General features: G+C 39.1%; 21 protein-coding genes. 13 read left to right on the forward strand and 8 right to left on the reverse strand.

From position 1 onward, the window contains the following. Positions 1-58 precede the first annotated feature (58 nt). On the reverse strand, positions 59-1,474 hold the full coding sequence (locus tag ACTHN6_RS16795; RefSeq protein ID WP_440436935.1) for an L-serine ammonia-lyase: 1,416 nt from the start codon (positions 1,472-1,474) through the stop codon (positions 59-61). Between the two features lie 140 nt (positions 1,475-1,614). Here ACTHN6_RS16795 and ACTHN6_RS16800 point away from each other — a divergent pair, with 140 nt between their 5' ends. Beyond that, on the forward strand, positions 1,615-2,298 hold the full coding sequence (locus ACTHN6_RS16800) for a DUF4397 domain-containing protein (RefSeq protein ID WP_440436936.1): 684 nt from the start codon (positions 1,615-1,617) through the stop codon (positions 2,296-2,298). Positions 2,299-2,386: 88 nt separating this feature from the next. Beyond that, on the forward strand, positions 2,387-3,448 hold the full coding sequence (locus ACTHN6_RS16805) for an NAD(P)/FAD-dependent oxidoreductase (RefSeq protein ID WP_440436937.1): 1,062 nt from the start codon (positions 2,387-2,389) through the stop codon (positions 3,446-3,448). A 56-nt stretch (positions 3,449-3,504) separates the two neighbouring features. Here ACTHN6_RS16805 and ACTHN6_RS16810 read toward each other — a convergent pair whose 3' ends face one another. The 3 genes from ACTHN6_RS16810 to tgt form a co-directional block, all read right to left on the reverse strand. Then, complete coding sequence (locus ACTHN6_RS16810; RefSeq protein WP_440436938.1) at positions 3,505-4,830, reverse strand: citrate (Si)-synthase, eukaryotic; 1,326 nt, start codon at positions 4,828-4,830, stop codon at positions 3,505-3,507. 194 nt (positions 4,831-5,024) lie between these two features. Beyond that, positions 5,025-6,119: an LptF/LptG family permease gene (locus ACTHN6_RS16815; RefSeq protein WP_440436939.1), complete on the reverse strand. Its 1,095-nt coding sequence runs from the start codon at positions 6,117-6,119 to the stop codon at positions 5,025-5,027. A 93-nt stretch (positions 6,120-6,212) separates the two neighbouring features. Beyond that, entirely contained in the window at positions 6,213-7,349 is a 1,137-nt protein-coding gene (gene tgt, locus ACTHN6_RS16820; RefSeq protein ID WP_440436940.1) for a tRNA guanosine(34) transglycosylase Tgt, read from the reverse strand. Between the two features lie 150 nt (positions 7,350-7,499). Here tgt and ACTHN6_RS16825 point away from each other — a divergent pair, with 150 nt between their 5' ends. The 3 genes from ACTHN6_RS16825 to ACTHN6_RS16835 all read left to right on the forward strand — a co-directional run bounded on the left by ACTHN6_RS16825 (position 7,500) and on the right by ACTHN6_RS16835 (position 10,142). After that, positions 7,500-8,618 carry a DUF6600 domain-containing protein gene (locus tag ACTHN6_RS16825; protein WP_440436941.1) on the forward strand — a complete coding sequence of 373 codons (1,119 nt, stop codon included), beginning with the start codon at positions 7,500-7,502 and terminating at the stop codon, positions 8,616-8,618. A 96-nt stretch (positions 8,619-8,714) separates the two neighbouring features. Beyond that, on the forward strand, positions 8,715-9,731 hold the full coding sequence (locus ACTHN6_RS16830; RefSeq protein WP_440436942.1) for a YihY/virulence factor BrkB family protein: 1,017 nt from the start codon (positions 8,715-8,717) through the stop codon (positions 9,729-9,731). A gap of 6 nt (positions 9,732-9,737) precedes the next feature. Next, positions 9,738-10,142: a hypothetical protein gene (locus ACTHN6_RS16835; RefSeq protein ID WP_440436943.1), complete on the forward strand. Its 405-nt coding sequence runs from the start codon at positions 9,738-9,740 to the stop codon at positions 10,140-10,142. A 34-nt stretch (positions 10,143-10,176) separates the two neighbouring features. Here the strand turns inward: ACTHN6_RS16835 and ACTHN6_RS16840 are convergent, their stop codons facing one another. Further along, the gene (locus tag ACTHN6_RS16840) at positions 10,177-10,536 is read right to left on the reverse strand and encodes a YraN family protein (protein WP_440436944.1); all 360 of its coding nucleotides are present in this window, start codon (positions 10,534-10,536) and stop codon (positions 10,177-10,179) included. Between the two features lie 17 nt (positions 10,537-10,553). Here ACTHN6_RS16840 and manA point away from each other — a divergent pair, with 17 nt between their 5' ends. Beyond that, a complete protein-coding gene (manA, locus tag ACTHN6_RS16845) occupies positions 10,554-11,759 on the forward strand; it encodes a mannose-6-phosphate isomerase, class I (RefSeq protein WP_440436945.1) in 1,206 nt (401 codons plus the stop codon). Between the two features lie 107 nt (positions 11,760-11,866). Here manA and rocD read toward each other — a convergent pair whose 3' ends face one another. Beyond that, positions 11,867-13,102, reverse strand: coding sequence for an ornithine--oxo-acid transaminase (rocD, locus tag ACTHN6_RS16850; protein WP_440436946.1), 1,236 nt, complete (start codon positions 13,100-13,102; stop codon positions 11,867-11,869). 408 nt (positions 13,103-13,510) lie between these two features. Between rocD and ACTHN6_RS16855 the strand changes: the two genes are divergently transcribed. The 4 genes from ACTHN6_RS16855 to ACTHN6_RS16870 all read left to right on the forward strand — a co-directional run bounded on the left by ACTHN6_RS16855 (position 13,511) and on the right by ACTHN6_RS16870 (position 19,803). Beyond that, a complete protein-coding gene (locus ACTHN6_RS16855) occupies positions 13,511-13,837 on the forward strand; it encodes a hypothetical protein (protein ID WP_440436947.1) in 327 nt (108 codons plus the stop codon). Between the two features lie 76 nt (positions 13,838-13,913). Next, positions 13,914-15,035, forward strand: coding sequence for an efflux RND transporter periplasmic adaptor subunit (locus tag ACTHN6_RS16860; protein ID WP_440436948.1), 1,122 nt, complete (start codon positions 13,914-13,916; stop codon positions 15,033-15,035). A gap of 102 nt (positions 15,036-15,137) precedes the next feature. Further along, positions 15,138-18,371, forward strand: a complete 3,234-nt coding sequence (locus ACTHN6_RS16865) for an efflux RND transporter permease subunit (protein ID WP_440436949.1) — start codon at positions 15,138-15,140, stop codon at positions 18,369-18,371. Further along, positions 18,352-19,803 carry a TolC family protein gene (locus tag ACTHN6_RS16870; protein WP_440436950.1) on the forward strand — a complete coding sequence of 484 codons (1,452 nt, stop codon included), beginning with the start codon at positions 18,352-18,354 and terminating at the stop codon, positions 19,801-19,803. The genes ACTHN6_RS16865 and ACTHN6_RS16870 overlap by 20 nt, the downstream gene beginning before the upstream one ends. Positions 19,804-19,815: 12 nt before the next feature. Here the strand turns inward: ACTHN6_RS16870 and ACTHN6_RS16875 are convergent, their stop codons facing one another. Beyond that, the gene (locus ACTHN6_RS16875) at positions 19,816-20,010 is read right to left on the reverse strand and encodes an META domain-containing protein (protein WP_440436951.1); all 195 of its coding nucleotides are present in this window, start codon (positions 20,008-20,010) and stop codon (positions 19,816-19,818) included. Between the two features lie 61 nt (positions 20,011-20,071). On the opposite strand from ACTHN6_RS16875, the gene ACTHN6_RS16880 reads away from it, so the two are divergent. Next, complete coding sequence (locus ACTHN6_RS16880) at positions 20,072-20,452, forward strand: BlaI/MecI/CopY family transcriptional regulator (protein WP_440436952.1); 381 nt, start codon at positions 20,072-20,074, stop codon at positions 20,450-20,452. Beyond that, positions 20,449-22,041, forward strand: coding sequence for a M56 family metallopeptidase (locus ACTHN6_RS16885; RefSeq protein WP_440436953.1), 1,593 nt, complete (start codon positions 20,449-20,451; stop codon positions 22,039-22,041). The genes ACTHN6_RS16880 and ACTHN6_RS16885 overlap by 4 nt, the downstream gene beginning before the upstream one ends. 11 nt (positions 22,042-22,052) lie before the next feature. Here the strand turns inward: ACTHN6_RS16885 and ACTHN6_RS16890 are convergent, their stop codons facing one another. Next, positions 22,053-22,850 carry a copper resistance protein NlpE N-terminal domain-containing protein gene (locus ACTHN6_RS16890; RefSeq protein ID WP_440436954.1) on the reverse strand — a complete coding sequence of 266 codons (798 nt, stop codon included), beginning with the start codon at positions 22,848-22,850 and terminating at the stop codon, positions 22,053-22,055. 124 nt (positions 22,851-22,974) lie between these two features. Here ACTHN6_RS16890 and ACTHN6_RS16895 point away from each other — a divergent pair. Further along, on the forward strand, positions 22,975-23,265 hold a 291-nt coding region (locus ACTHN6_RS16895), incomplete at its 3' end, for a protein-L-isoaspartate O-methyltransferase family protein (RefSeq protein WP_440436955.1).

Below are 23,265 nucleotides of genomic sequence, written 5' to 3' on the forward strand. Positions count from 1 at the left end.
CTTTTTGTCCATGCCGGAATTGCTGAACAATATATTTACTGATAACTATAAGAAATATTCAACATTCCTTTAAACCCAAAGGAATATTTAAGGCAAGCCCGCCTTCCGCTGTTTCTTTATATTTTGAATTCATGTCAATGGCGGTGTCCCACATAGTTTTTATTACTTTATCTAAACTAACCGTCGCATAATCTGGTGAACTCTGCAATGCGAGTTGTGATGCTGTAATGGCTTTGATAGCACCCATTGTATTGCGTTCTATACAAGGCACCTGCACCAACCCGCCAATGGGATCGCAGGTTAAGCCAAGATGATGTTCCATAGCAATTTCAGCAGCCATTAAAGCCTGCCGCTGTGTGCCGCCCAGGCTTTCTGTTAGCGCTGCTGCCGCCATGGAAGATGATACGCCTATCTCCGCCTGGCATCCGCCCATAGCAGCCGATATAGTGGCTTCTTTTTTAAATATGCTGCCTACTTCAGAAGCTGTTAAAAGAAAACGTATGATCTTATCCTCATCATCGCCATTGCAAAACGTAATGAAGTATTGCAGCACGGCAGGAATTACACCGGCTGCGCCATTCGTCGGCGCTGTAACAACCCTGCCAAACGATGCATTCTCTTCGTTCACAGCGAGTGCAAAACAACCTACCCAGTCTAAAATATAACTGAATGCATTACCGCCATTCCTTATAACACTCGTCCAGGAAGCGTGATCGTTATAATCATTTTGTTTGATGAGTTTTTTATTAAGATCAAACGCCCTGCGGCGTACATGCAGGCCGCCCGGTAATTCTCCATTGGTATGGCAGCCGCGATACATGCATTCCTTCATGGTTTGCCATATATGTAATACGCCTTGTTTTGTTTCTGCTTCACTGCGCCATGCGTTTTCATTTTCCATTACTACTTCGTTAATAGATAAACCTGTTTTCATGCACCAGTGCAAAAGGTCTGCGGCGGTATTTATGGGGAAAGGAAGATCAATTTTTAGTGCGCTTTTAGTATTCTCATTTTCTTTAACAACAAAACCGCCGCCTATCGAATAAAATGTCTCGCTTATTTGTATATCATTATCGCAGTCTGCTAAAAAAGTTAAACCATTGGGATGAAAAGGCAGCGTTTCATTTAGTAAGAAAACAACATTTGCCTGCACTTCTTTTTCACCATTTAAAACAAGCTTTTTTTCAGCAGTAATACGTTCAAATTTTGATGCAATGGAATTTACATCAATCGTCACAGGGTCTTCGCCACATAAGCCCATCAACACCGCAATATCAGTTCCATGGCCTCTGCCCGTTTTGGCAAGCGAGCCATATAATAATACAGTAACAGATTTTGTTTGAAATAATATATTTTTTTCTGCAAGTGTTTTTATAAACCTTAATGCAGCACGCCACGGCCCCAGTGTGTGTGAGCTTGAAGGGCCCACGCCAATTTTAAACATGTCAAAAACTGAAATAGATTCATGTGGCATATATGCAAATTAAACAGCAGCGTTTTATTTATATCAAATAAAATTTTTTTCAAACCCCTTACAACCTTTTTAACTTTTTTACAGTCAAGCTCGCATACAATATCTGATTAACAAACGTTTTAAATTAAAGACAAAAAATTATGAAAAGAATCTTTGTAAATGTAGCGGTAGCTTTTGGCATTTTAACTTTTGCTTCATGTTTAAAAGATAATGATGGTACAACAAATCCCACACAGGGCGCGTTAATGGTTGCTAACCTAACTCCGGATGCAACAGGAGTTAATGTTACTTTAAATTCAAAAGGTTATGTTAGCAATCTTGGTTACGGGGTTTACACACCTTATTATCTTCAGAATGCTGGCACTTATGATGTAGGCGTTGCATCGGGTTCAACTACTATCTCAGATTCAATAAAACTTGAACCAAATAAGTATTATAGTTATTTTATAATTGATACACTGGCAAGCCTTAAATATGCTTTTGTTGAGGATAAGCTTGTAGCTCCTTCTTCAGATTCCGTATATGTTAGGTTTCTGAATTTTTCTCCTAACTCAGGCGTAGTTAATTTCCGCGATTCTGCTACGCATAATTATTTTTCGAAATCAAGAACTTTCAACGATCAGAAAACAACAGCTTCTTATGCTGATTTTACGAAAATGCGGGCAGCAATACTTACTTTCCAAATTGTAGGAAGCGATAGTGCTGTATTAGCCAGCAAGAAAGATACACTGGCGGGCGGGCACATTTATACAATAATGGCTAAAGGAAAAGCAAACGGAACAGGTGCACAGGCACTGGGAATAGGAAAAATTCAGAATTATTAAAACGGGTTTATTTTTTGAAAACCGTCTTTACCTAAGACGGTTTTTTTATTGCTGTTATGCATCAACATAGTTTTGCTAACATTGCAGCATGACGGTTGATTACATCATTATCGGACAAGGCATCTGCGGCACATGGCTTGGTTATTATTTATTGAAAGAAAACAAAAGCCTTATTGTTTTTGATAACAATCATTTGCAAAGTGCAAGTAATGCTGCAGGCGGATTAATCAACCCCGTTACAGGCAGGAGAGTGGTTACCACCTGGATGGCGGAAACATTATTACCATTTGTTTGGAAGGAATACAATGCTTTGGGAGAAACTTTAAACATACAAGGTATTCATCAAAAAAATATCCTGGTGTTCCCATCTGCAACGGATTTACAACAGGCTTTTTTGGAAAGAATAAAGCAGCAGAATAGTTTTATACAATCACCATCTGTTGCAAGAGACACTTTGCATGCCACATTTAATTTTCCCTTTGATGTATTTGAAATAAATCCCTGTTATGTAATAAAAATGCAGCCCTTGCTGCAATCTTTTCGTGCATACCTTACAGGAAAAAATATTTTAAAAGAAGCGGTTTTTAATGAAGATGAATTGATCATAAACAAAGATTGCATTGAATACAAGGGCATAAAAGCAGGCAAAATTATTTATGCTGATGGCATGCATGCCTCGCAAAGCAGGTATTGGAAAAACCTGCCTTTTGTGCAGAATAAAGGCCAGGCATTAATGATGCATATTGAAGGTTTGGATACATCTTATATTTATAAATTCGGCCATCTTACATTAATTGCTTTGGAAGAAAACAGATGGTGGGTTGGCAGCAGCAACGAGCTTGAATTTGCAACAACAGCACCAACGGATGATTTTAAAACAAGAACCATTGCATCTTTAAAATCAATATTAAAAAAAGATTTTAGCATAATAGATCATTGGTCTGCATTAAGGCCTGCAACAGTTGAGCGCAGGCCATTCGTGGGGTTTCATCCTCAATATAAAAATATTGGTATTTTAAACGGCATGGGTTCAAAAGGATGTTCACTTGCACCGTGGTTTGCAAAACAGCTTGTACAAAATATGTTATATGATGAACCGCTGGATCCTTTGGCCGATGTAAGCCGTTTTGCCAAAGTATTAGCGCGATAAAGCATAAAAAAACCGCATATTTTTTTGCGGTTTTTTATTGAAAGAATGCTTATAACTTAAGCATCCCAAATTTCATCTTTGCCTTCGAGCCAGAGCTTAACGGATTCAGTTGTGACAGATTTTGGCCTTTCCAGCGGGAAGCCTAAAGCCCTGTCCCAGCATAAACTTGCCAATACGCCCAAAGCGCGGCTCACTGCAAATAATACGGTATAAAACTCGTATTCAACAAGGCCATAATGCACAAGCAATGCGCCGCTGTGCGCATCCACATTTGGCCAGGGGTTTTTTACTTTTCCAAGGCTTTGGAGAATGGGCGGCACCGTTTCATAAATATTCCAAACAGTTTGTACAAGCGGGTCATCGGGCATGTGTCTTTTACCAAATTCCATTTGCGCTATAAAGCGGGGATCGGTTTTGCGCAACACGGCATGTCCATAACCGGGAACCACCTTGCCTTCTTTCAATGTTTTCCTTACATATTTTTCGATCTGTTCTTTGGTGGGCGATTTTGTATTGAGCTCTTCCTGCATTTCAAATATCCACTTTATAACTTCCTGGTTAGCCAAACCGTGAAGGGGACCTGCGAGGCCATTCATGCCTGCAGCATAAGATAAATATGGATCGCTTAATGCAGAACCCACAAGATGCGTTGTGTGTGCAGAAACATTGCCCCCTTCATGGTCGGAATGTATGGTCATATATAAACGCATCAATGCTTTAAAGCTATCCCTTGTATAACCGAGCATGTGCGCCAGGTTTCCGGCCCAGTCCAGTAAACCATTTGGGTTAATATGTTCGTTGTTTTTATACTTCCGCCTGTACACGTAAGCTGCAATGTGTGGTATGCGGGCAAGCAAATCCATAGTATCATCAAAAACTGCAGCCCAGTAATCTTTTTTATTCATACCGGCTGCATATTGTTTTGCAAACTTGCTTTCCGTTTGCAGGGCCATAATACCGGTAACGTACATTGTCATTGGATGCGCAGAAAGAGGCAGTGCATCAATTGCACCAAAAACATGATTGGGTATATGGCTTCTGCGCTGCCAGATAGCTGTTATGGCATCAGTGTCAGCCACAGTAGGTATTTCACCAAGCAGTAATAAATAAAAAAGGCCTTCGGGCAAAGGTTCTGTACCGCCGGGCGCTTTCGGCAATTTTTCCCTTAATTCAGGTATGGTATAGCCGCGAAAACGGATACCCTCCTGTGCATCAAGCAGGCTTGTTTCGGTTACCAGGCCTGTCATGCCACGCATGCCCTGGTATATTTGAGACAGTTTTACTTCTCCAATTACTTTGTTGCCATTTTTAGCAAGAATTTCCTTGATTTCCGCGGCAGCTATATCGGCCTTTTCTTTAAACTTCGCTCTTAATGCGTCCATGAATTAATATTTATTTTTAGCTGATAATTGTTTGCAAACTGTTGGCCTGGCAAGCAGCGGATAATGCTTTTTCATACTACTAAAAAAATCTTCATTCACACTGCTATAGGGTAAATGTTTCCGCGGTAAATGCAGGCGGCTAAAGATAGTACTTAGCGTTTAAATTGAGTATTTGCGATAAAAATAACGCGATTTTATTTCGGCGCTTTGCGATAAAAATAGATGGCAACAAAGGTAAAAATAATATTGGGCAGCCATGCTGCTATTACCGGCGGCAGGTTTCCCTTGGTGGAAAATATGGTAGAGAACCTGTCCATTAAAATAAACAGTGCACCTGCAACAAAGCCAATGGCAATATGTGCGCCGCTGCCGCCTCTTACTTTGCGGCTGGCAATTACAGCGCCGATAAGTGTGAGGATTAACACCGCTACCGGTGTTGCCAGGCGGCGGTATTCTTCCACCTGCAATGTATTTAAGCCTTCTGTTCCGCGAAGTTCCTGGTCTTTTATATATTGACGAAGCTGTGGCGAATTCAGTTTGTCTTTTGCATATTCATCGCGGCTGAGGTCGAGCGGTTTAAAAGATGGGTTCAGCATCATGGAGTTTTGCGTTTTTATTTTTTCGCTAATGCCGGAAAATGTGCGTTCAACCGTATTGGAGAGTTTCCATTTTTTGGTTGCTGTATCCCATTGTATCGATTGTGCCCTCAGGTTATAAATAAGTTCATTTCCTTTTATGCGGTGCATGAAAAAAGGGCCGCCGTATTTTGATGTTGTATCGTAATTGCGTATGCCCGCATAAGTAAAAGAATCAATCCTGAAATAAATACTGCGCTGGCGGTTTTCCACGAGTGGATTATAGGTGGAGTTTACATTGATATATTTTTCTTCAAAAGATGTTTTTTTAACGTTGGCTGTTGGTATCACAAATGCCAGTGCAAACATGAGCAGAAGGGCAAGAAAACTGCCGCCGATCCAATAGGGCAATAACATGCGGTTGTAAGTGGTGCCACTGGCAAGAATGGCTATAATTTCGCTGCGGCCCGCCATTTTGGATGTAAAGAATATTACCGCTATCAATACAAATAAAGGAAACAGCAGCGAATCAATAAAGGGAATAAACCCAAGATAATATTGTGTGAAAACCTGTGTTGCAGAAAGGCCGGCTTTTACGTAATCATCCGTTTTTTCGCTTATATCAACCACTACGGCAATAACCGTAAACAAGAGAATACAAAAGAAAAAAGTTACCAGGAATTTTTTGAGTATGTACCAGTCGAGTTTTTTCATTTGTATTAAAGCAGGCAAAAATAAATTATAGTTGGGATGATAATTCGTTAATTAGTTGGTAAGTAAGAAAGCCGGGAAAGTGGTGGCCCGGCATTATAATCTTTGTTTAAGTCGTTCGGTCATGGAACTTTTCCATGAAGTAAATGTACCTTTTATTATTTCGTTTCTTGCTTCGTTCACCAGCCATAAATATAAACAGAGATTTTGCAGGCTGGCAATAGTTAAGCCCAATAATTCATCAGCCACAAATAAATGCCGTAAATAAGCCTTGGTGTAATAATGACTTATTTCATTTGGCAAACCTTCATCAATAGGTGTAAAATCATCAGCCCATTTTTTATTTTTTATATTAATAACACCGTTGGTTGTAAACAGCATGCCATTGCGGCCATTGCGCGTGGGCATAACACAATCAAACATATCCACGCCAAGGCTTATGCATTCCAGTATGTTCCAGGGTGTGCCAACGCCCATTAAATAACGTGGTTTATCAGCAGGCAAATGCTCACAGCAAAGCGCAGTTATTTCATACATTACTGCTTCAGGTTCGCCCACACTAAGACCGCCGATAGCATTGCCGGGCGCCTGTTTTGATGCAACGTATTCACAGGAAATTTTCCGCAGGTCATGAAACTGGTTGCCCTGCACAATAGGAAACAGGTTTTGTTCATAACCATATAATGGCTCCGTTGAATTAAGATGGCTGATGCACCTGTCAAGCCACCGCTGCGTGAGCATTAAACTGTTTTTAGCATAATTATATTCGCTTTCACCGGGCGGGCATTCATCAAATGCCATGATAATATCAGCACCGATATGGCGCTGTATATCCATTACTTTTTCAGGTGAAAATAAATGACGGCTGCCATCTATATGGCTTTGAAATAAAACGCCTTCTTCTTTTATTTTCCTGTTTTGAGCCAGCGAAAAAACCTGGTAGCCGCCGCTATCGGTAAGAATAGGTTTATTCCAATGCATAAACTTATGTAGCCCGCCTGCTTTATTGAGTATTTCTGTTCCCGGCCTGAGATATAAATGATAAGTATTACCTAATATTATCTGTGCTTTTACTTCCTGGTAAAGTTGCTGCTGTGTAACGGCTTTTACGCTGCCAACAGTGCCAACAGGCATAAAAATGGGCGTTAAAATTTCGCCATGCGCCGTAGTAATTTTTCCTGCCCTTGCTTTGGAATTTGTATCAGTATTTTTCAGGCTGAAATTGAATGCCATAGCTGCAAATGTATAATAATGAAGTTGTTAATCCCCATGAGGTTAATCGAGGTTCCTGCACTGTTTTTCTTTTAACAAATAACCTGTAATCTTTTGGCGCGGTTTTGTTTCTTATTAGTATAAAATGATTTCATAAATAAATTGACGTATATGAAAAAATTATTTAAAATATACCTGCTTGCAGTTTTGGTTGGCGCAGGATCGGTGCATGTTAATGAAGCGCAATCGCAGGCGGTCAATGTAAGTTTTTCTGTGTTTTATAACTCACTTAAACCTTATGGCCGCTGGATGAATAATTCCACTTATGGACAAGTATGGATAAGCAATGACAGGAATTTCGTTCCTTATTCAACCGGTGGTCATTGGGCTTATACAAATTATGGCTGGACCTGGGTTTCAGATTATGACTGGGGGTGGGCGCCTTTTCATTACGGCAGATGGAATTATAATACTAATTATGGCTGGTATTGGGTGCCTGGTTATGAATGGGCACCTGCATGGGTTGCATGGAGAGGCGGCGGTGACTATTACGGATGGGCGCCATTATCGCCGGGGTTAAATGTAAACGTTAATTTCAATACCATACCTGCAAACTGGTGGGTATTTGCCCCGCACAGGTATATAACAAGCCCGGCCATAAGCCGTTATTATGTGCCGCGCGGGCGTAACGTAACTATTATTAGAAATACTACGGTTGTAAATAATGTTACTGTAAGAAATAACGTGCATTATGTGGCAGGCCCGAGAAGGCAGGATGTTGAAAGGGTTAATCGAATGAAGGTTAAAACGTATACAGTTTCCAATTCTTCAAGACCTGGCAGAACTGTTGTTAATAATAATACAGTAAATGTTTACAGGCCGGCAATTAATAATAGCAAAACCGTTGTAGTGAATAAAAACAGTAATAATAAAACAACGGTGAATAAGAATAAAAATGCTGTTACAGTAAATAGAAGAACCGATAAAGTAACGGTTAACAAAAAACAAACTTCGGTAAAAGCAAACACTAAAACATCCATTAATAAAAACAACGGGAAAACAACGGTTAACAAACAGGCGGTAAATAAGGCCAATAAAAAAGAAGCAGTAAAGAAACCGCAATCAGTAAACAGAAAGCCTGTAAATAGTCAGCTTAAAAACCAGGTGGTGAAAAAAAATCAGCAAAAAGCAAGACCCGCCAAAGCTGTAAAATCACAGCAAAAACAAAAAAATAACGACGTGGCTAAAAGAAAACCACAGCGAAATGATAATAACGATAAAAGAAGGTGAGTGATAATGTGATGAATAAAAAAGGCCGGCTTCATTTTTAGCCGGCTTTTTGTTATGTGTTTGTTGTTATATTTCATATTTAAATATGCAGGCTGCATGATGGATAATTCTAATCAAAACATTACTGTAGAAAAACCTGAAAAAGTTAAGCTTACTTTTAGAGGTTTATGGAAAATATTAAAAGATACGGGCAGTGATTTTACTGATTGCCGCATTACGCGTATGAGTGCCGCACTGGCTTATTATACTATTTTCTCCATTGCTCCTGTGCTCATTTTAATAATTAGTCTTTCTGCAATTTTTTTTGGAAGAGGTGCAATTGAAGGTTCCATCTATCATGAAATAAAATCATTTGTGGGCAGTGATGCGGCTTTGCAAATACAGGAGCTTATTAAAAAAGCAACTATAAAACAGGGTAACTGGTTCGCTTCTTTTGCAAGCATTATAGCTTTGGTAATAGGCGCCACAAGCGTGTTTGGCGAAATACAGGATTCCATTAATTTAATATGGGGCCTAAAAGCCAAACCAAAAAGAGGATGGATAAAGATTTTATTAAACCGGCTTTTAAGTTTTTCGATTATTGCGAGCGTAAGTTTTATTTTGCTGGTATCATTACTGATAAATACCATATTGGATATTTTTTTAGGCGCTCTTATGCCTAATCTCATAAGTTTATTTCCCAATATAGGGCTGGAAGCAAAAATGGCGTATGGCATTAATCTTTTTATTACTTTTTTAATTATAACATTATTGTTCTCCATCATTTTTAAAGTGCTGCCCGATGCCAAAATAAAATGGCGCGATGTGCTTACCGGCGCCATAACAACAGCTTTACTTTTTATGCTTGGTAAATTCGCCATTGGTTTTTATCTCGGCACGAGAAATATTGGCAATACTTACGGCGCTGCCGGCTCTATCATTCTTATTTTGTTGTGGGTGTACTATTCATCTATTATTTTATACGGAGGCGCAGCCTTCACAAAAAATTATGCGCATTTTAAAGGCCGGCGCATTTATCCGAATGATTATGCAGTGTGGACTGAAACCGTGGAAATGGAGAAAAAAGGCTCTTTTGAAAATGTAACAACACATCCCATAAAAGCAGGTAAATAATTATTTATGCAGGATTTTATAATAACAGGAAAAGCTGTAGCGGCTTTATTCATAATTGCAATACCTGTTGCCTGCATTGCATGGACGGTTACGCACGAAGAAATTTTTGCCGAAATAAAAAACTACTGCTTGAAGTGCAAAAATGAAAGCAGAAATCTTTGGAAAAAGAAGTTCTTTTATTTATTTACCTGCGAATATTGTTTCAGTCATTACATAACAGCGTTGATGCTGGTTATAACAAAGTTTCAGTTATTATATACTGACTGGAAAGGCTATCTTATAGCCTTCTTTTCAATAGTTTGGGTTGCCAATATTTATATCAGCATTTATGCGCGTATAAGGGTTACGCTTAAAAAAGAAAAACTTGAAGCTGATATAATTGAAGAAGAAAAAAAGAATAATCATTCCTGACATTGTTTATAGAGACTAAACTTGCAGGAGAGTTTTAAAAGTAAACATCTTCAATTAAAAAATATTCTGTTGGTATGCCATATTCTATGGTGATGGCCAGCACATCAAACTGCAGGTATTTCCATTGCGGGTTCCGGTATTGATATTCTTCGGCCGCTATTTTCAGCATCTTCATTTTCTTATGGCTCATGCTTTCTTCAGGCTTGCCATATTTAGAAGTGGTTCTTGTTTTTATTTCAAAGAAGTGAAGACGGTCATCCATCGCAGCAATTATATCCACCTCAGCATAACGAAAACGCCAGTTGCGTTCAATGATCTCATAACCTTTCCCGGAAAGATAAATTGCGGCAAGGTCTTCTCCTTTGTTTCCGGTAGTTTTGTTCCATCCCGACATAAAATAAAGGGTTGATTATGCTACAAGATAAAATTTTCAAACTGAAAGGAAAAGTTCAACATTATGCCTGGGGCGGCACTGCATATATTCCGCACTGGCTGGCAATTGAAAACAAAGAAAACAAACCGTTTGCAGAGTATTGGATGGGCGCTCATCCGTCAGCCTCATCTGCATTGATTGTTGACGGAAAAGAAGAAAATTTATACAACTTAATTCAACAAGATGCCAATTCAATTATTGGTGAAAAAACGGCTACAGCTTTTGGCGAGCTACCGTATCTTTTTAAAATCCTTGATGTAAAAGATATGCTCAGCATACAGGTACATCCTTCAAAAGAATCTGCGGAAAAAGGGTTTAATGAGGAAGAAGCAAACGGTGTTTCTATTAATGCACCGCACCGCAATTATAAGGATAAAAATCATAAGCCCGAAGTAATGGTTGCCTTAAGCGAATTCTGGCTGCTGCATGGTTTTTTAAGTGAAGATAAATTGCTGAAAGTTTTGCAAACTGTGCCTGAATTTAAATATTTTGAAAGCCTTGTTATGAACAAAGGCTATAAAGGTTTATATGAACATGTGATGCTGATGCCGCAGGTGGAAGTTGATGCCTTGCTTACGCCACTTGTTGAAAGAGAAATTAACCGCAAAAAAAATAATGAACTTACAAAAGCTGACGCAGGCTGGTGGGTTGCAAAATTGTACGAACAGCAGGAAAATTTTTCCAACCTCGACCGCGGTATATTTTCTATTTACTTTTTTAATATTGTAAAAACAAATCCCGGTGAAGCTGTGTTTCAGGGCGCCGGTTTGCCGCATGCATATCTTGAAGGGCAAAATGTAGAGCTGATGGCAAACAGCGATAATGTATTACGCGGTGGCCTTACACCAAAACATATTGATGTGCCAGAATTAATAAAGCATATCATATTTGAAGGCATTGAACCGAATGTGATGAAAGGGATAGACCTTACGAGCGGTGAAAAAAATTATCCCTGTCCCGTTCCTGATTTCGGCATTAGTAAAATAGAATTAAGTGAGGGGGAAGTTTATGAAGCAGAAGCAACTTCGCTTGATATTATCGTTATAATAGAAGGCACACTTAATGCAAAAGGCAGTAATAATATTGCAGCGAAAAGGGGAGAAGCAGTTGCTGTTTTAGCTGGTGAAACCTATACTGTTTCTACGTCAGGAAAGCTTATTGCTTACAAAGCTTTTGTTCCTTAAAAAATTTTGTAGGATTATAATGCAGTAAGTATTAGTGCCACAAATGCAAGGTTTCTATTCCTGCATTTGTGGCAAACTAAAACTAAAGACCGGGATTAATTTTATAATTAACCTAAACCATCTTTTAGTGAGCGGTTAATAATATCAACGCATTCCAGTATTTGTTGTTTTGAAATAACAAGCGGTGGCGCAAAACGTATTTTATCGCCATGCGTTGGTTTTGCCAGTAAACCATTTTCTTTAAGCTGAAGACAAAGCTCCCACGCTGCTTCTTTATTCGCATGTTCAATTACGATGGCGTTCAGCAAACCTTTGCCGCGAATCGTGGATATAAAAGGCGAGCTTAATTGCTGCAATTCATTGCGCAGCAGGGTTCCCATTGTTGCAGCATTTTCAATCATGCTTTCTTCCTGCAACACTTTTATTGATTCTATTGCAACAGCGCATGCCAACGGATTACCGCCATACGTAGAGCCATGCTCACCGGGCTTTATGTTCAGCATGATTTCATTGTTGGCCAATACTGCAGACACAGGGGTTGTGCCGGCGCTCAATGCTTTGCCAAGAATTAAAATATCCGGCTTTATATGCTCATGATCGCATGCAAGCATTTTTCCTGTGCGGCCAAGTCCTGTTTGTATTTCATCCGCAATGAACAAAACATTATATGCTTCGCATAATTGCTTGGCTTTGGAAAGATAGCCTTCATCCGGCACCACCACACCGGCCTCACCTTGTATAGGTTCAATCAAAAAACCAGCAACGGTTTTATCTTCCAAAGCTTTTTGTAAAGCATTTATATCATTATATGGAATAACAACAAACCCGGGTGTAAACGGGCCAAATTTTGAATTGGATAAAGGGTCGGTGCTAAATGAAATAACCGTTGTGGTTCTTCCATGAAAGTTATCTGCGCAAACAATAATCTTTGCTTCACCATCTTTAATACCCTTTTTTTCATATCCCCAGCGGCGGCAAAGTTTAATGGCTGTTTCCACTGCTTCAACGCCTGTATTCATTGGCAGCAGTTTATCATAACCAAATAATGCGGTCATGAATTTTTCATATTCTCCTAAAAGATTATTATAAAAAGCACGGGATGTGAGTGTAAGTTTTTGTGCCTGTTCAATCAACGCCTTCACAATGCGCGGATGACAATGTCCCTGGTTAACAGCAGAATAACCGCTTAGAAAATCATAATATCTTTTTCCTTCAACATCCCACAAAAAAACGCCCTGGCCTTTTTCCAAAACCACGGGCAAAGGATGATAATTATGTGCGCCAAATTCTTCTTCTAACTGTAAATAATGCCGGGCTTTTTTGGATATAGTATGAGTAAGCATAAAAAGTAATGAATGATGAGTAGTGAATAATGAAATGATAACAGAGTATAAAACGGCTTCGTCGTATAAAACGGCGTGTTAGTGATTGAGCAGATCTAAATTGGAAGAGAGAAATTTCATTATTATTTGCTGGCTGCAAGATACAAATTTTTAACAATTGGGGGAATTTGAAAGTGCATCCATTGTAAACAAAGTCAAGTGTTACATACGCGTGTTATTTTAAGAAAACTTAAAAATGCGACAGGCCCTGTTTTCATTCCTTTAATTTATCTTTACGGCGATAGCATTTATTTCACTTAAAAATCTTTTTAATTATTGTTGCTGCATAAAAAATACAAAACCTATATATTAAAATGGCTTTGTTTTTTGGTGCTCTTTTGTTTCGGCTTAAGAAATGTATCTTATGCTGTGCAACCATTTGCCAATAATACAATAGATTCAATTTCTGATGCCATAAAAGCAACTTCGCAGGATGATGTGTCGTTGCTTCAAATTTTAGGCGGTCTGTTAAATATGGATTTAAATGGCGATGGTCATGAACTGTTTAGTTTTAAAATTGATAAGCAAACGTCCCGCACCCAACAGTTTCGCTTGAAAGAAAATTCTAGAAAAAATAGTTTTGAATACAATTATAAAATAATTACCGCAACAACATTGCAATGCCTTACGGCTTGCAACAGAACATTCAGTGTTCCGGCACATCATCATTTTCTCTTTCGCTTAACACCTTTCTGATTTCATTGTTACATATTGAATACCTGTGGTATTGCTTATAGCCATATGAGCACGATTAAACCAAAAATTTGTAACGATGAATATAAAACCTATTATTTATTGCGCTATTGTTATTGCTATTGCAGGCTGTAGTTCTAATACTGAAAGCAAAAAGCAAAAAGAAATTCCGGTATTGCCTGTTATACAATTAAATCCGGAAGATACAAGCCTTCAAAATGGTTATGTAGCCGATGTACAGGCTGTTCAAAATGTGGAGATACGTTCCAAACTGCAGGGCTATCTTGAGAAAATTTATGTGGATGAAGGCAAGTCTGTAACAAAAGGCCAGCCCTTATTTAAATTAAATGATCAGCAGTTTCAGCTCGACCTTGCCAAAGCAAGGGCGGGCGTAGCCGATGCAAAAGCAGCAGTACATGCATCTGAACTGGAGATAAAAAGAATACAGTTGCTGGTTGATAAAAAAGTTATATCAAGAACAGAGCTTGAATTAGCCCAGTCAAAACTAAAAGGTGCGCAAGCCCGGCTGAATGAACAGCAGGCAATGGAAGATGAAGCAAACCTGCATTTATCGTACACTTTAGTAAGGGCGCCTTTTAATGGTGTAATAGACCGTATACCGCTTAAGCTGGGCAGCCTTATAAATGAAGGCGACCTGCTTACCACTGTTTCAGACCTTTCTGAAGTATTAGCTTATTTCAGGGTCTCTGAAAATGAATACCTCGAACATGTGCGTAACCTGCAAGCAAACAGGAATCTTCCTGATAATAATGTAAAACTCATTCTCTCCGATGGTTCAGTATATGGCAGCAGCGGTAAAATAGAAACCATGGAAGGGGAGTTTGACCAGGGCACAGGCTCTATCGCTTTCCGGGCAAGGTTTCCCAATCCCGACAAAATTTTAAAACACGGATCTACAGGTAAAATCAGCATCACTACCCACGTGCATAATGCTTTAATGGTGCCACAAAAAGCTGTGTTTGATGTACAGGATAAAAACTATGTTTTTGTACTGAATACAGACAGTACCGTTAAGATGAAAACCTTTGTGCCACGCACCAGGATAGACCGCTATTTTGTAGTGCAGTCAGGTCTTAAGGCTGGCGATAAAATTGTGTATGAAGGGGTACAAAATATACGTGATGGTATGCGTATAGAACCACGCATGCTGGCAGCCGATAGCCTCCTCGCTGCGCGTTAATCATAAATATCCCTACGGCATATAGCCGATGCTTTTCTGCATCAGCTGCCGGTTGCATTTTGTTCAAATAATTATTGATACAGCACGATTAAAGTTATTTAAATGGTTGAAATATTTATACGAAGGCCCGTGCTTTCGCTTGTTATATCGCTTATTATAGTATTGCTTGGTGTACTGGCGCTGTTTTCATTGCCGGTTACACAATTCCCCGATATCGTTCCGCCATCTGTCGTGGTTACAGCCACCTATAACGGCGCCAATGCCGAAGTATGCGCCAATGCAGTTGCCATACCACTGGAGCGTGCTATTAATGGTGTGCCTGGCATGACTTACATGAATTCCGTTAGCAGTAACAATGGTGTTACGCAGATACAGGTAATGTTTAAAGTGGGAACTGATCCCGACCAGGCAGCGGTGAATGTACAAAACAGGGTAACCACCATATTAGACGAATTGCCGGAAGAGGTAATTCGTGCCGGTGTTACAACTGAAAAAGAAGTAAACAGCATGCTGCTCTTTTTAAACATATTTAGTGAGGACAGCACGGTAAATGAAGAATTTATTTACAACTTCACCGATATAAATGTATTGCAGGAATTAAAGCGCATTGAAGGCGTTGGCCTTGTTGATATAATGGGCGTGCGTGATTATGCCATGCGGGTCTGGCTAAAGCCAGACCGCATGCTGGCTTATAATATTTCTACCGAAGAAGTGATAGAAGCGTTGCGTAGGCAGAATATAGAAGCAGCCCCGGGCGTAATTGGGGAAAACTCAGGCAAAGGCAACCAGGTAGCACAGTTTGTATTAAAATATACCGGTAAGTTTAATACACCCGAAGCTTATGAAGCGGTTGTATTGCGGGCGCAGCCCGATGGCACCATTTTAAAGCTGAAAGATATTGCAACTGTTGAATTTGGCACAGAGAGTTATGATATGTCGTCCAAAACAAATGGCCGCCCTTCTGCTTCCATCATGATTAAGCAAAGGCCGGGCAGCAATGCAAGAGATGTTATCAATAATATCAAGGCCAAGATGGAAGAGTTAAAAGAAACTTCTTTCCCGCCCGCCATGACGTACAATTATGCTTATGATGTATCAAGGTTTTTAGATGCCAGCATTCATGAGGTAGTGCGCACATTGATAGAAGCTTTCCTGCTTGTGTTCGTTGTTGTATTTATTTTCCTGCAGGATTTTCGTTCAACCATTATTCCGGCGCTCGCTGTTCCTGTAGCATTGGTAGGCTCGCTGGCATTTATGCAAATGCTTGGCTTCTCCTTAAATATGCTAACACTGTTTGCATTGGTGCTGGCCATAGGTATAGTAGTAGATAATGCAATTGTAGTGGTAGAGGCAGTGCATGTGAAAATGACGGAAAAGCACCTGCCGCCATTGGAAGCCACAGTAGAAGCAATGGAAGAAATAAGCGGGGCTATCATTGCCATAACGCTTGTTATGTCGGCCGTGTTTATACCAGTTGCGTTCCTGTCGGGCCCGGTGGGCGTGTTTTACAGACAATTCTCGTTAACGCTGGCTATCTCCATTGTTATATCTGGTATTAATGCCTTAACGTTTACTCCGGCATTGTGCGCTTTAATGTTAAAGCATAGCACAAAACCTAAGAAAAGCTTATTGCAACGCCTGTTTGGTGGTTTTAATAATGGTTATAATAAAGTGGAAAATAAATATGCCGGTCTTGTGGGAAAGCTTGCCGGCCGTAAGCTTGTAACACTTGCTCTTTTCGTGTTTTTCTGTTTGGCTACAGGGGGAATAGCCACCATTTTGCCCACAGGTTTTATTCCTTCTGAAGACCAGAGTATGATTTATGTAAACGTTACCACACCACCAGGATCAACAGTTGACAGAACGGAAAAAATACTGGATGAAATTGAACTGGCAGCGAAAGATATGCCGCAGGTAGATAACATCAGCACACTAGCCGGTTATAGTTTAATGAGCGAAATATCAGGCGCTTCTTATGGCATGGCAATGATCAACCTTAAAACATGGGAAGATCGTAAAGAAAGCATTGATGAAGTAATAGAAATGCTGAATAAAAAAACAAAATATATTGCTGATGCTTCCATTGAATATTTTTCGCCGCCAACAGTTCCTGGATTCGGTAATGCAAGCGGTTTTGAATTAAGGTTATTGAATAAAAATAAAGCCACCGGGCTTGCTGCTACGGCCAATGTAACAAAAGATTTTATAGAGCAATTGAATGATGACCCGGCTATTGCAGGCGCTTATACCAGCTTCAATCCCAACTTTCCCCAATATATAATTCATGTTGACCAGGATATGGCGGCGCAAAAAGGTGTAAGCATTGATAATGCCATGAGCACTTTGCAAACCCTGCTGGGCAGTTATTATGCCACCAATTTTATACGGTTTAATCAAATGTACAAGGTAATGCTGCAGGCTTCCCCATCGTACCGCAACACAGAAAATGATGTTTTGAATTTGTATGTAAAGAATGATAAAGGGGAAATGGTGCCGTATTCATCTTTTATTACGCTGGAAAAAGTATTGGGCCCTGAACAAATTACGCGTTATAACATGTACACATCGGCTATGATTACTGGCGATGCAGCTAAAGGTTACAGCAGCGGTGATGCTATTAAAGCTATTGAAACCATTGCCAAAGAAAAACTGCCAAGAGGTTACACCATTGAATGGAGCGGTATGACGAGAGAACAAATTGAAAGCGGTAACCAGGCAGCATACATTTTTATTATTTGCCTTGTATTTGTTTACCTGTTGCTGGCTGCACAATATGAAAGCTTTGCATTGCCTTTATCTGTATTGCTTTCCTTACCGGCAGGTATATTCGGCGCCTTTTTCTTCCTGCAGGTATTAGGGCTTGAAAATAATATTTATGCACAGGTGGCATTGATAATGCTGATCGGCCTGTTGGGCAAAAATGCCATATTGGTTGTAGAGGTTGCCGAAATGCAGCGGCAGAAAGGCATACCCATTTTAGAAGCTGTGGTAATGGGAGCCAAATCAAGATTGCGGCCAATACTGATGACCTCATTTGCTTTTATTGCAGGGCTTATTCCGCTTTGTGTGGCCAGCGGCGCCGGTGCTATGGGCAACCGTTCAATTGGTACGGCGGCGGCAGGCGGTATGCTGGCGGGAACCATATTCGGGGTTTTAATTATACCCGGTTTATACGTTCTGTTTGCAAGTATTGGAAAGAAAAGAAAAGGAGAAAATAAGGAGTCATCTTACCAGCATGAAATCCCCTTTTCTGAAGAGTTCGATCATCATGAGCACACACATTATCACCATCATAAAAAACGTTTGAATAAAGACAATGATGAAAACAAAATATAACAGCATTTATCATATCCTTATTGTATTGCTTTTAATTGCCACAGGTTGTAAAACTTATAAACCTGTTGTAACGCCTGAATTAAAGAAGGTTCCTGATAATTTTATAGAACCGGGCAAAGACAGTACCGGTATTGGCAATATACAATGGCATGCATTTTTTAAAGACAGCTTATTGGTTAAGCTGATTGATACGGCTTTGGCTAATAACCAGGACATTCAGATTGCCTGGCAAAGAATAGAATCTGCCAAAGCTCAATTATTAAAGAATAAAGGGGCACTGCAACCCACGGTAAATGCAGCCGTTTCAACAGCTATTGATAAATATGGTAAATATACCATGAGTGGCGTAGGCAATTACGACACCAACCTTTCCGGCAATATAAACGACAAGCAACGTGTAACGCAACCAATTGTTCAGGATTATTTTATTGGCCTGCGCAGCAACTGGGAAATTGATATTTGGGGAAGATTGAAAAATGCCCGTAAAGCTTCAGCGGCAAGGGTTTTGGCTTCAGAAAAAGGCAGGCAGTTTATTGTAACATCGCTGGTGGCAGATATTGCTTCAAGTTATTACGACCTGCTGGCGCTGGATAACCAATTAAAGATTATTCAGCGAAATATTAAATACCAGCAGGATGCTTTGGATGTTGTAAAAATTATGCAGGAAACAGGCAAAAGCACCTCTCTTGCCGTGCAGCAATTCCAGGCGCAGCTATACAATACACAGGGTTATGAATATGAAGCAAAGCAACAGATAACAGCAATTGAAGCGCATATAAATTACCTGCTTGGCCGCTATCCGCAGCCTGTTGAAAGGGACAGCAGCACCTTAAAAAAGCAGTTGCCTCAAATTATATATGCCGGCATCCCATCAGCAATGATAACAAGAAGGCCCGATGTGCAGGAGGCTGCTTTAGAACTGCAGGCAACCAAATTCGATGTGGCATCGGCCAGTGCGGCGTTTATGCCTGCTTTAAACATAACGCCTTATTTCGGTTTAAATTCTTTTAAGGGAAACCTGCTGTTTAATACTGCCTCCGTTACATATGGTTTGCTTGGAGGACTAACATCGCCTTTGTTCAATAAAAAAGCAATAGAAGGCAATTATCAATTAGCAGGGGCAGCCCAAAAGGAAGCTTTTTATAAATACCAGCAATCACTGCTGAACAGTTTTAATGAAGTGTATATAGGATTGAACGATATAAAAAACAAAAGGCATATTCAAAAGCTTAAACAACTGGAAGTAAACGAGCTGAGTAATGGCGTAACTTCTGCAAACGAATTATACGTTGCAGGCTACGCTTCTTATCTTGAAGTTATTACTGCGCAGAAAAGTGTATTGCAGGCTGAACTCGAACTGAATGATAACCGTAAAGACGTGTTAATAGCATTGGTACAACTATACCGTTCGCTGGGTGGCGGATGGCAGTAGCACTTTCAGTATTTATTTATCCGAAGTAAACGTTTTAAACTTTGTCAGTGGCACTATGCGGGCTTTGTTTAAAATAAGTTCATCGCCATTGATATAATAATTATCCGCAGCCTGCAGGGCTTTAAGAAATTCAGATTCTGTTTGCAGATTGTTTGGGCAGGCCATTAATGCGCTGCCCACCTCAGCACTCGCTGTGAAGATTGGCAAGCAATAAAAAATATTTTTTTCTTTTAACATTTGTTCTACATTTGTAGAAATAATTCGATTGATGCAGAATGTAAAGCTATCCAGGAAAGAGGAAGAACTAATGGAAATAATCTGGCAACAGGAAAAAGTATTTTTTAAAGATATTGTTGATGCTTATCCCGAACCTAAGCCTGCTGCAACAACTATTGCCACACTTTTGAAGCGTATGCAGGATAAAGCAATTATTGGTTATGTACTTTTTGGTAATTCAAGACAATATTATCCTTTGATAAAAAAATCAGATTATTTCTCAAAGCATGTTAAAGGAATTATCAAAAACTATTTCGGCAACTCAGCCCTTCAGTTTGCTTCCTTCTTTACAACATCTGGTAATATGTCTGCCGAAGAATTACAGGAGTTAAAGAAAATCATTGATGCTCAAATTCAAAAAAAGAAAAAATGATCATCTACATTTTGAAAACTGCACTTTGCGGCACACTTTTCCTGACGATTTATTATGTATTGCTGGAAAAAGAAACCTTTCATCAATTTAAGCGGTTTTATCTCCTGGTTACTATTGTATTATCATTTATAATACCGGCGCTTACTTTTAAAATTTATACTGATAATACGTCTGTAATAAATGTTGTATACCCGGCAAATACATCTTCTTCCGGCAATGCCGGCAATGCATTATCACATCAGGAAATATTGGTAAAAGAAGGTTTTCAATTTTATAACTGGGTGCTATTGTTATATATAATTATAACCTGTTTTCTTTTATTCAGGTTTCTTAAAAATCTTATTGACATTATCCGTATTATAAAACTGAGCATTAAACAATCCTGCGATCATGCAATACTCGTGCTGATGGGCAATGAAACAGCGCCATCCAGTTTTTTTAAATACATCTTTCTTAATAAAAATGATTTTGAAAACGGTAAAGTTGAAGATGAGATACTGCAGCATGAGTTTGCACATGTAAAACAAAAACATTCATATGATGTTTTATTTATTGAATGGTTACTCGTGTTTGCGTGGTTTAATCCCGTGTTATACTTCTATAAAAAAGCCATTCAGCTTAACCATGAATTTCTTGCCGACGAAACTGCCGTAAAATATTGCAACAATAAAAAAGCATACCAGTTATTGCTTTTAAACAGATCGACAGGAACAGCAAACTTTTTAATTGCAAATCATTTCAATTATACATTAACTAAAAAACGATTGATCATGCTTACAAAATCAACGTCAAATAAAGTTGCTGCTGTATGCAGACAAATTACAGTGATACTGGTAGTTGGGGTTGCTGTATTTTTCTTCAGCCAAAAAGTTTATGCGCAAAAAATAAATAAAATGCAAATTGTAGATGTTCTATTGGAGGATTTACAATATAGAGATTCAGTAACTCATATCAAATATAAAGACACAGCTAACATGAAAATTGTGGATGTGCAGTTGGATGATATTCAAGATGGTAAGCAAATAAAACAGGATACTTCCAGCCCTCATATTTTTGGCAAAACAATTGGTTCAACCAAGGAAGGCACATCAAATCAATTACTGGATGAATATAATGCTATTATTAATAAATATAAAACAGAGGATAAAAATTGGTTAAGGTATTTGGGTGACAATATTACTGCCGTAGATAAACAAAGATTGATAAATATTTTTAAGCAAATGAATGATGAGCAGCAGCGGAAACAGATTGTTGGTTTCCTTGCTTCGCCAAAACCTTTTTCAAAAGTTATCCCAACCGTAAAACAGTTTGAGGCTTTTAAAGATCCCAAACAATACGGTGTTTGGATAGATGAAAAAAAAGTGGATAACGGTATACTTAGCAACTATGTTAACAAAGATTTTGATCATGTATTCATAAGTAAACTTTATGCAAATGCAAAGAAAGACAAAGATTACAATTACCAGGTTAACTTAATGACCAAAGATTATTATAGACAATATTACCAACAAACCATAAAAATGGAGAAAGAACCTATAATGGTAACTGTAGAAAAATGGCAAGGAAAAACTATACAGCATCAATATTAAACCCAATCCTTTCAATCCCATTGCATATAAACTGTTTTAAACTTTGCCAGTTGCGCCATGCGGGTTTTATTTAAAATAAGTTCATCGCCATTGATATAATAATTATCCGCAGCCTGCAGGGCTTTAAGAAATTCAGATTCTGTTTGCATATTGTTTGGGCAGGCCATTAATGTACTGCCAACCTGTTTGATAGTTATTTTATTCGCACCCTCGAGTGTATATGTCCCAAAAAAATTATTGCATCCGCCATTGCCAATAACGCGGCTGCTATCCATTTTAAATATGATATGAGGTTCTTTGCTCATAGCGTTGTTAACCATAACAGGCTTGCCATTCAGTTCCACCAGCTTCCAGTATTTTTCAAGAATGGCATATTGCTGTTTGCTTAAAATATATTTATCAGCAAGCACGCCGGTTATTTTATTGCCACCCATATCTAACTGCGTTAAGGTATTTTCACCCACAAAATAATTGGAGGGCCTTCCGCTTAAACCTTGTAGCGTAATAGTATTGCCCGCATTGTTCCAAACAAATTTGCCTGAATCTTCCTGCAAATTATCAGGCTTGCTGAGATACCTGGTTTTAATATGATAAGTAAGGTCTCTGTTTAAATAAATAATGGTTTCTATGCCGGGGCAGTCTGCACATGGTAAAACGCCGCGGTAAATTCCATCCCAGTCCAGCGCATTCATACTGTTGTCCCCGGTTGCCGGTATGTTATTATTTTGAGTTGCTTTAGATGACGATTTGCAGCCATACAGGCAGGCAGCACATATAATGATTATCACTGCAATTAATGCGTTCTTCATAAGTGTAGATTTTCCTTAAAGTTAAGGCAGATGATATATAATGCGCAGATGTTGATAATCAGACATCATAATAAATCCTTCAACATCTATTGAAAGTTAACGCAAGCTTTTTAGGTTTGCAGCAATGAGAAAACTGGAAGATACATACCAGCATAAAGGATTAAGAAAAAAGCTGATTGACACTTTACGCACAAAAGGCATAACATCAGAAATAGTGCTGGAGGCTATGTATAATGTGCCACGGCATTTCTTTTTAGATTCTGCTTTTGATAAGATTGCTTATGAAGACAGGGCGTTTCCCATAGCGGCGGAGCAAACTATTTCCCAGCCTTATACCGTTGCCTATCAAACACAGTTATTGAATGTGCACCGTGGCGAGAAACTTCTTGAAATAGGCACCGGCTGTGTTTACCAG

Origin of the sequence: Parafilimonas sp. (genome assembly GCF_051953455.1) — a bacterium.
GTDB lineage: Bacteria > Bacteroidota > Bacteroidia > Chitinophagales > Chitinophagaceae > Parafilimonas.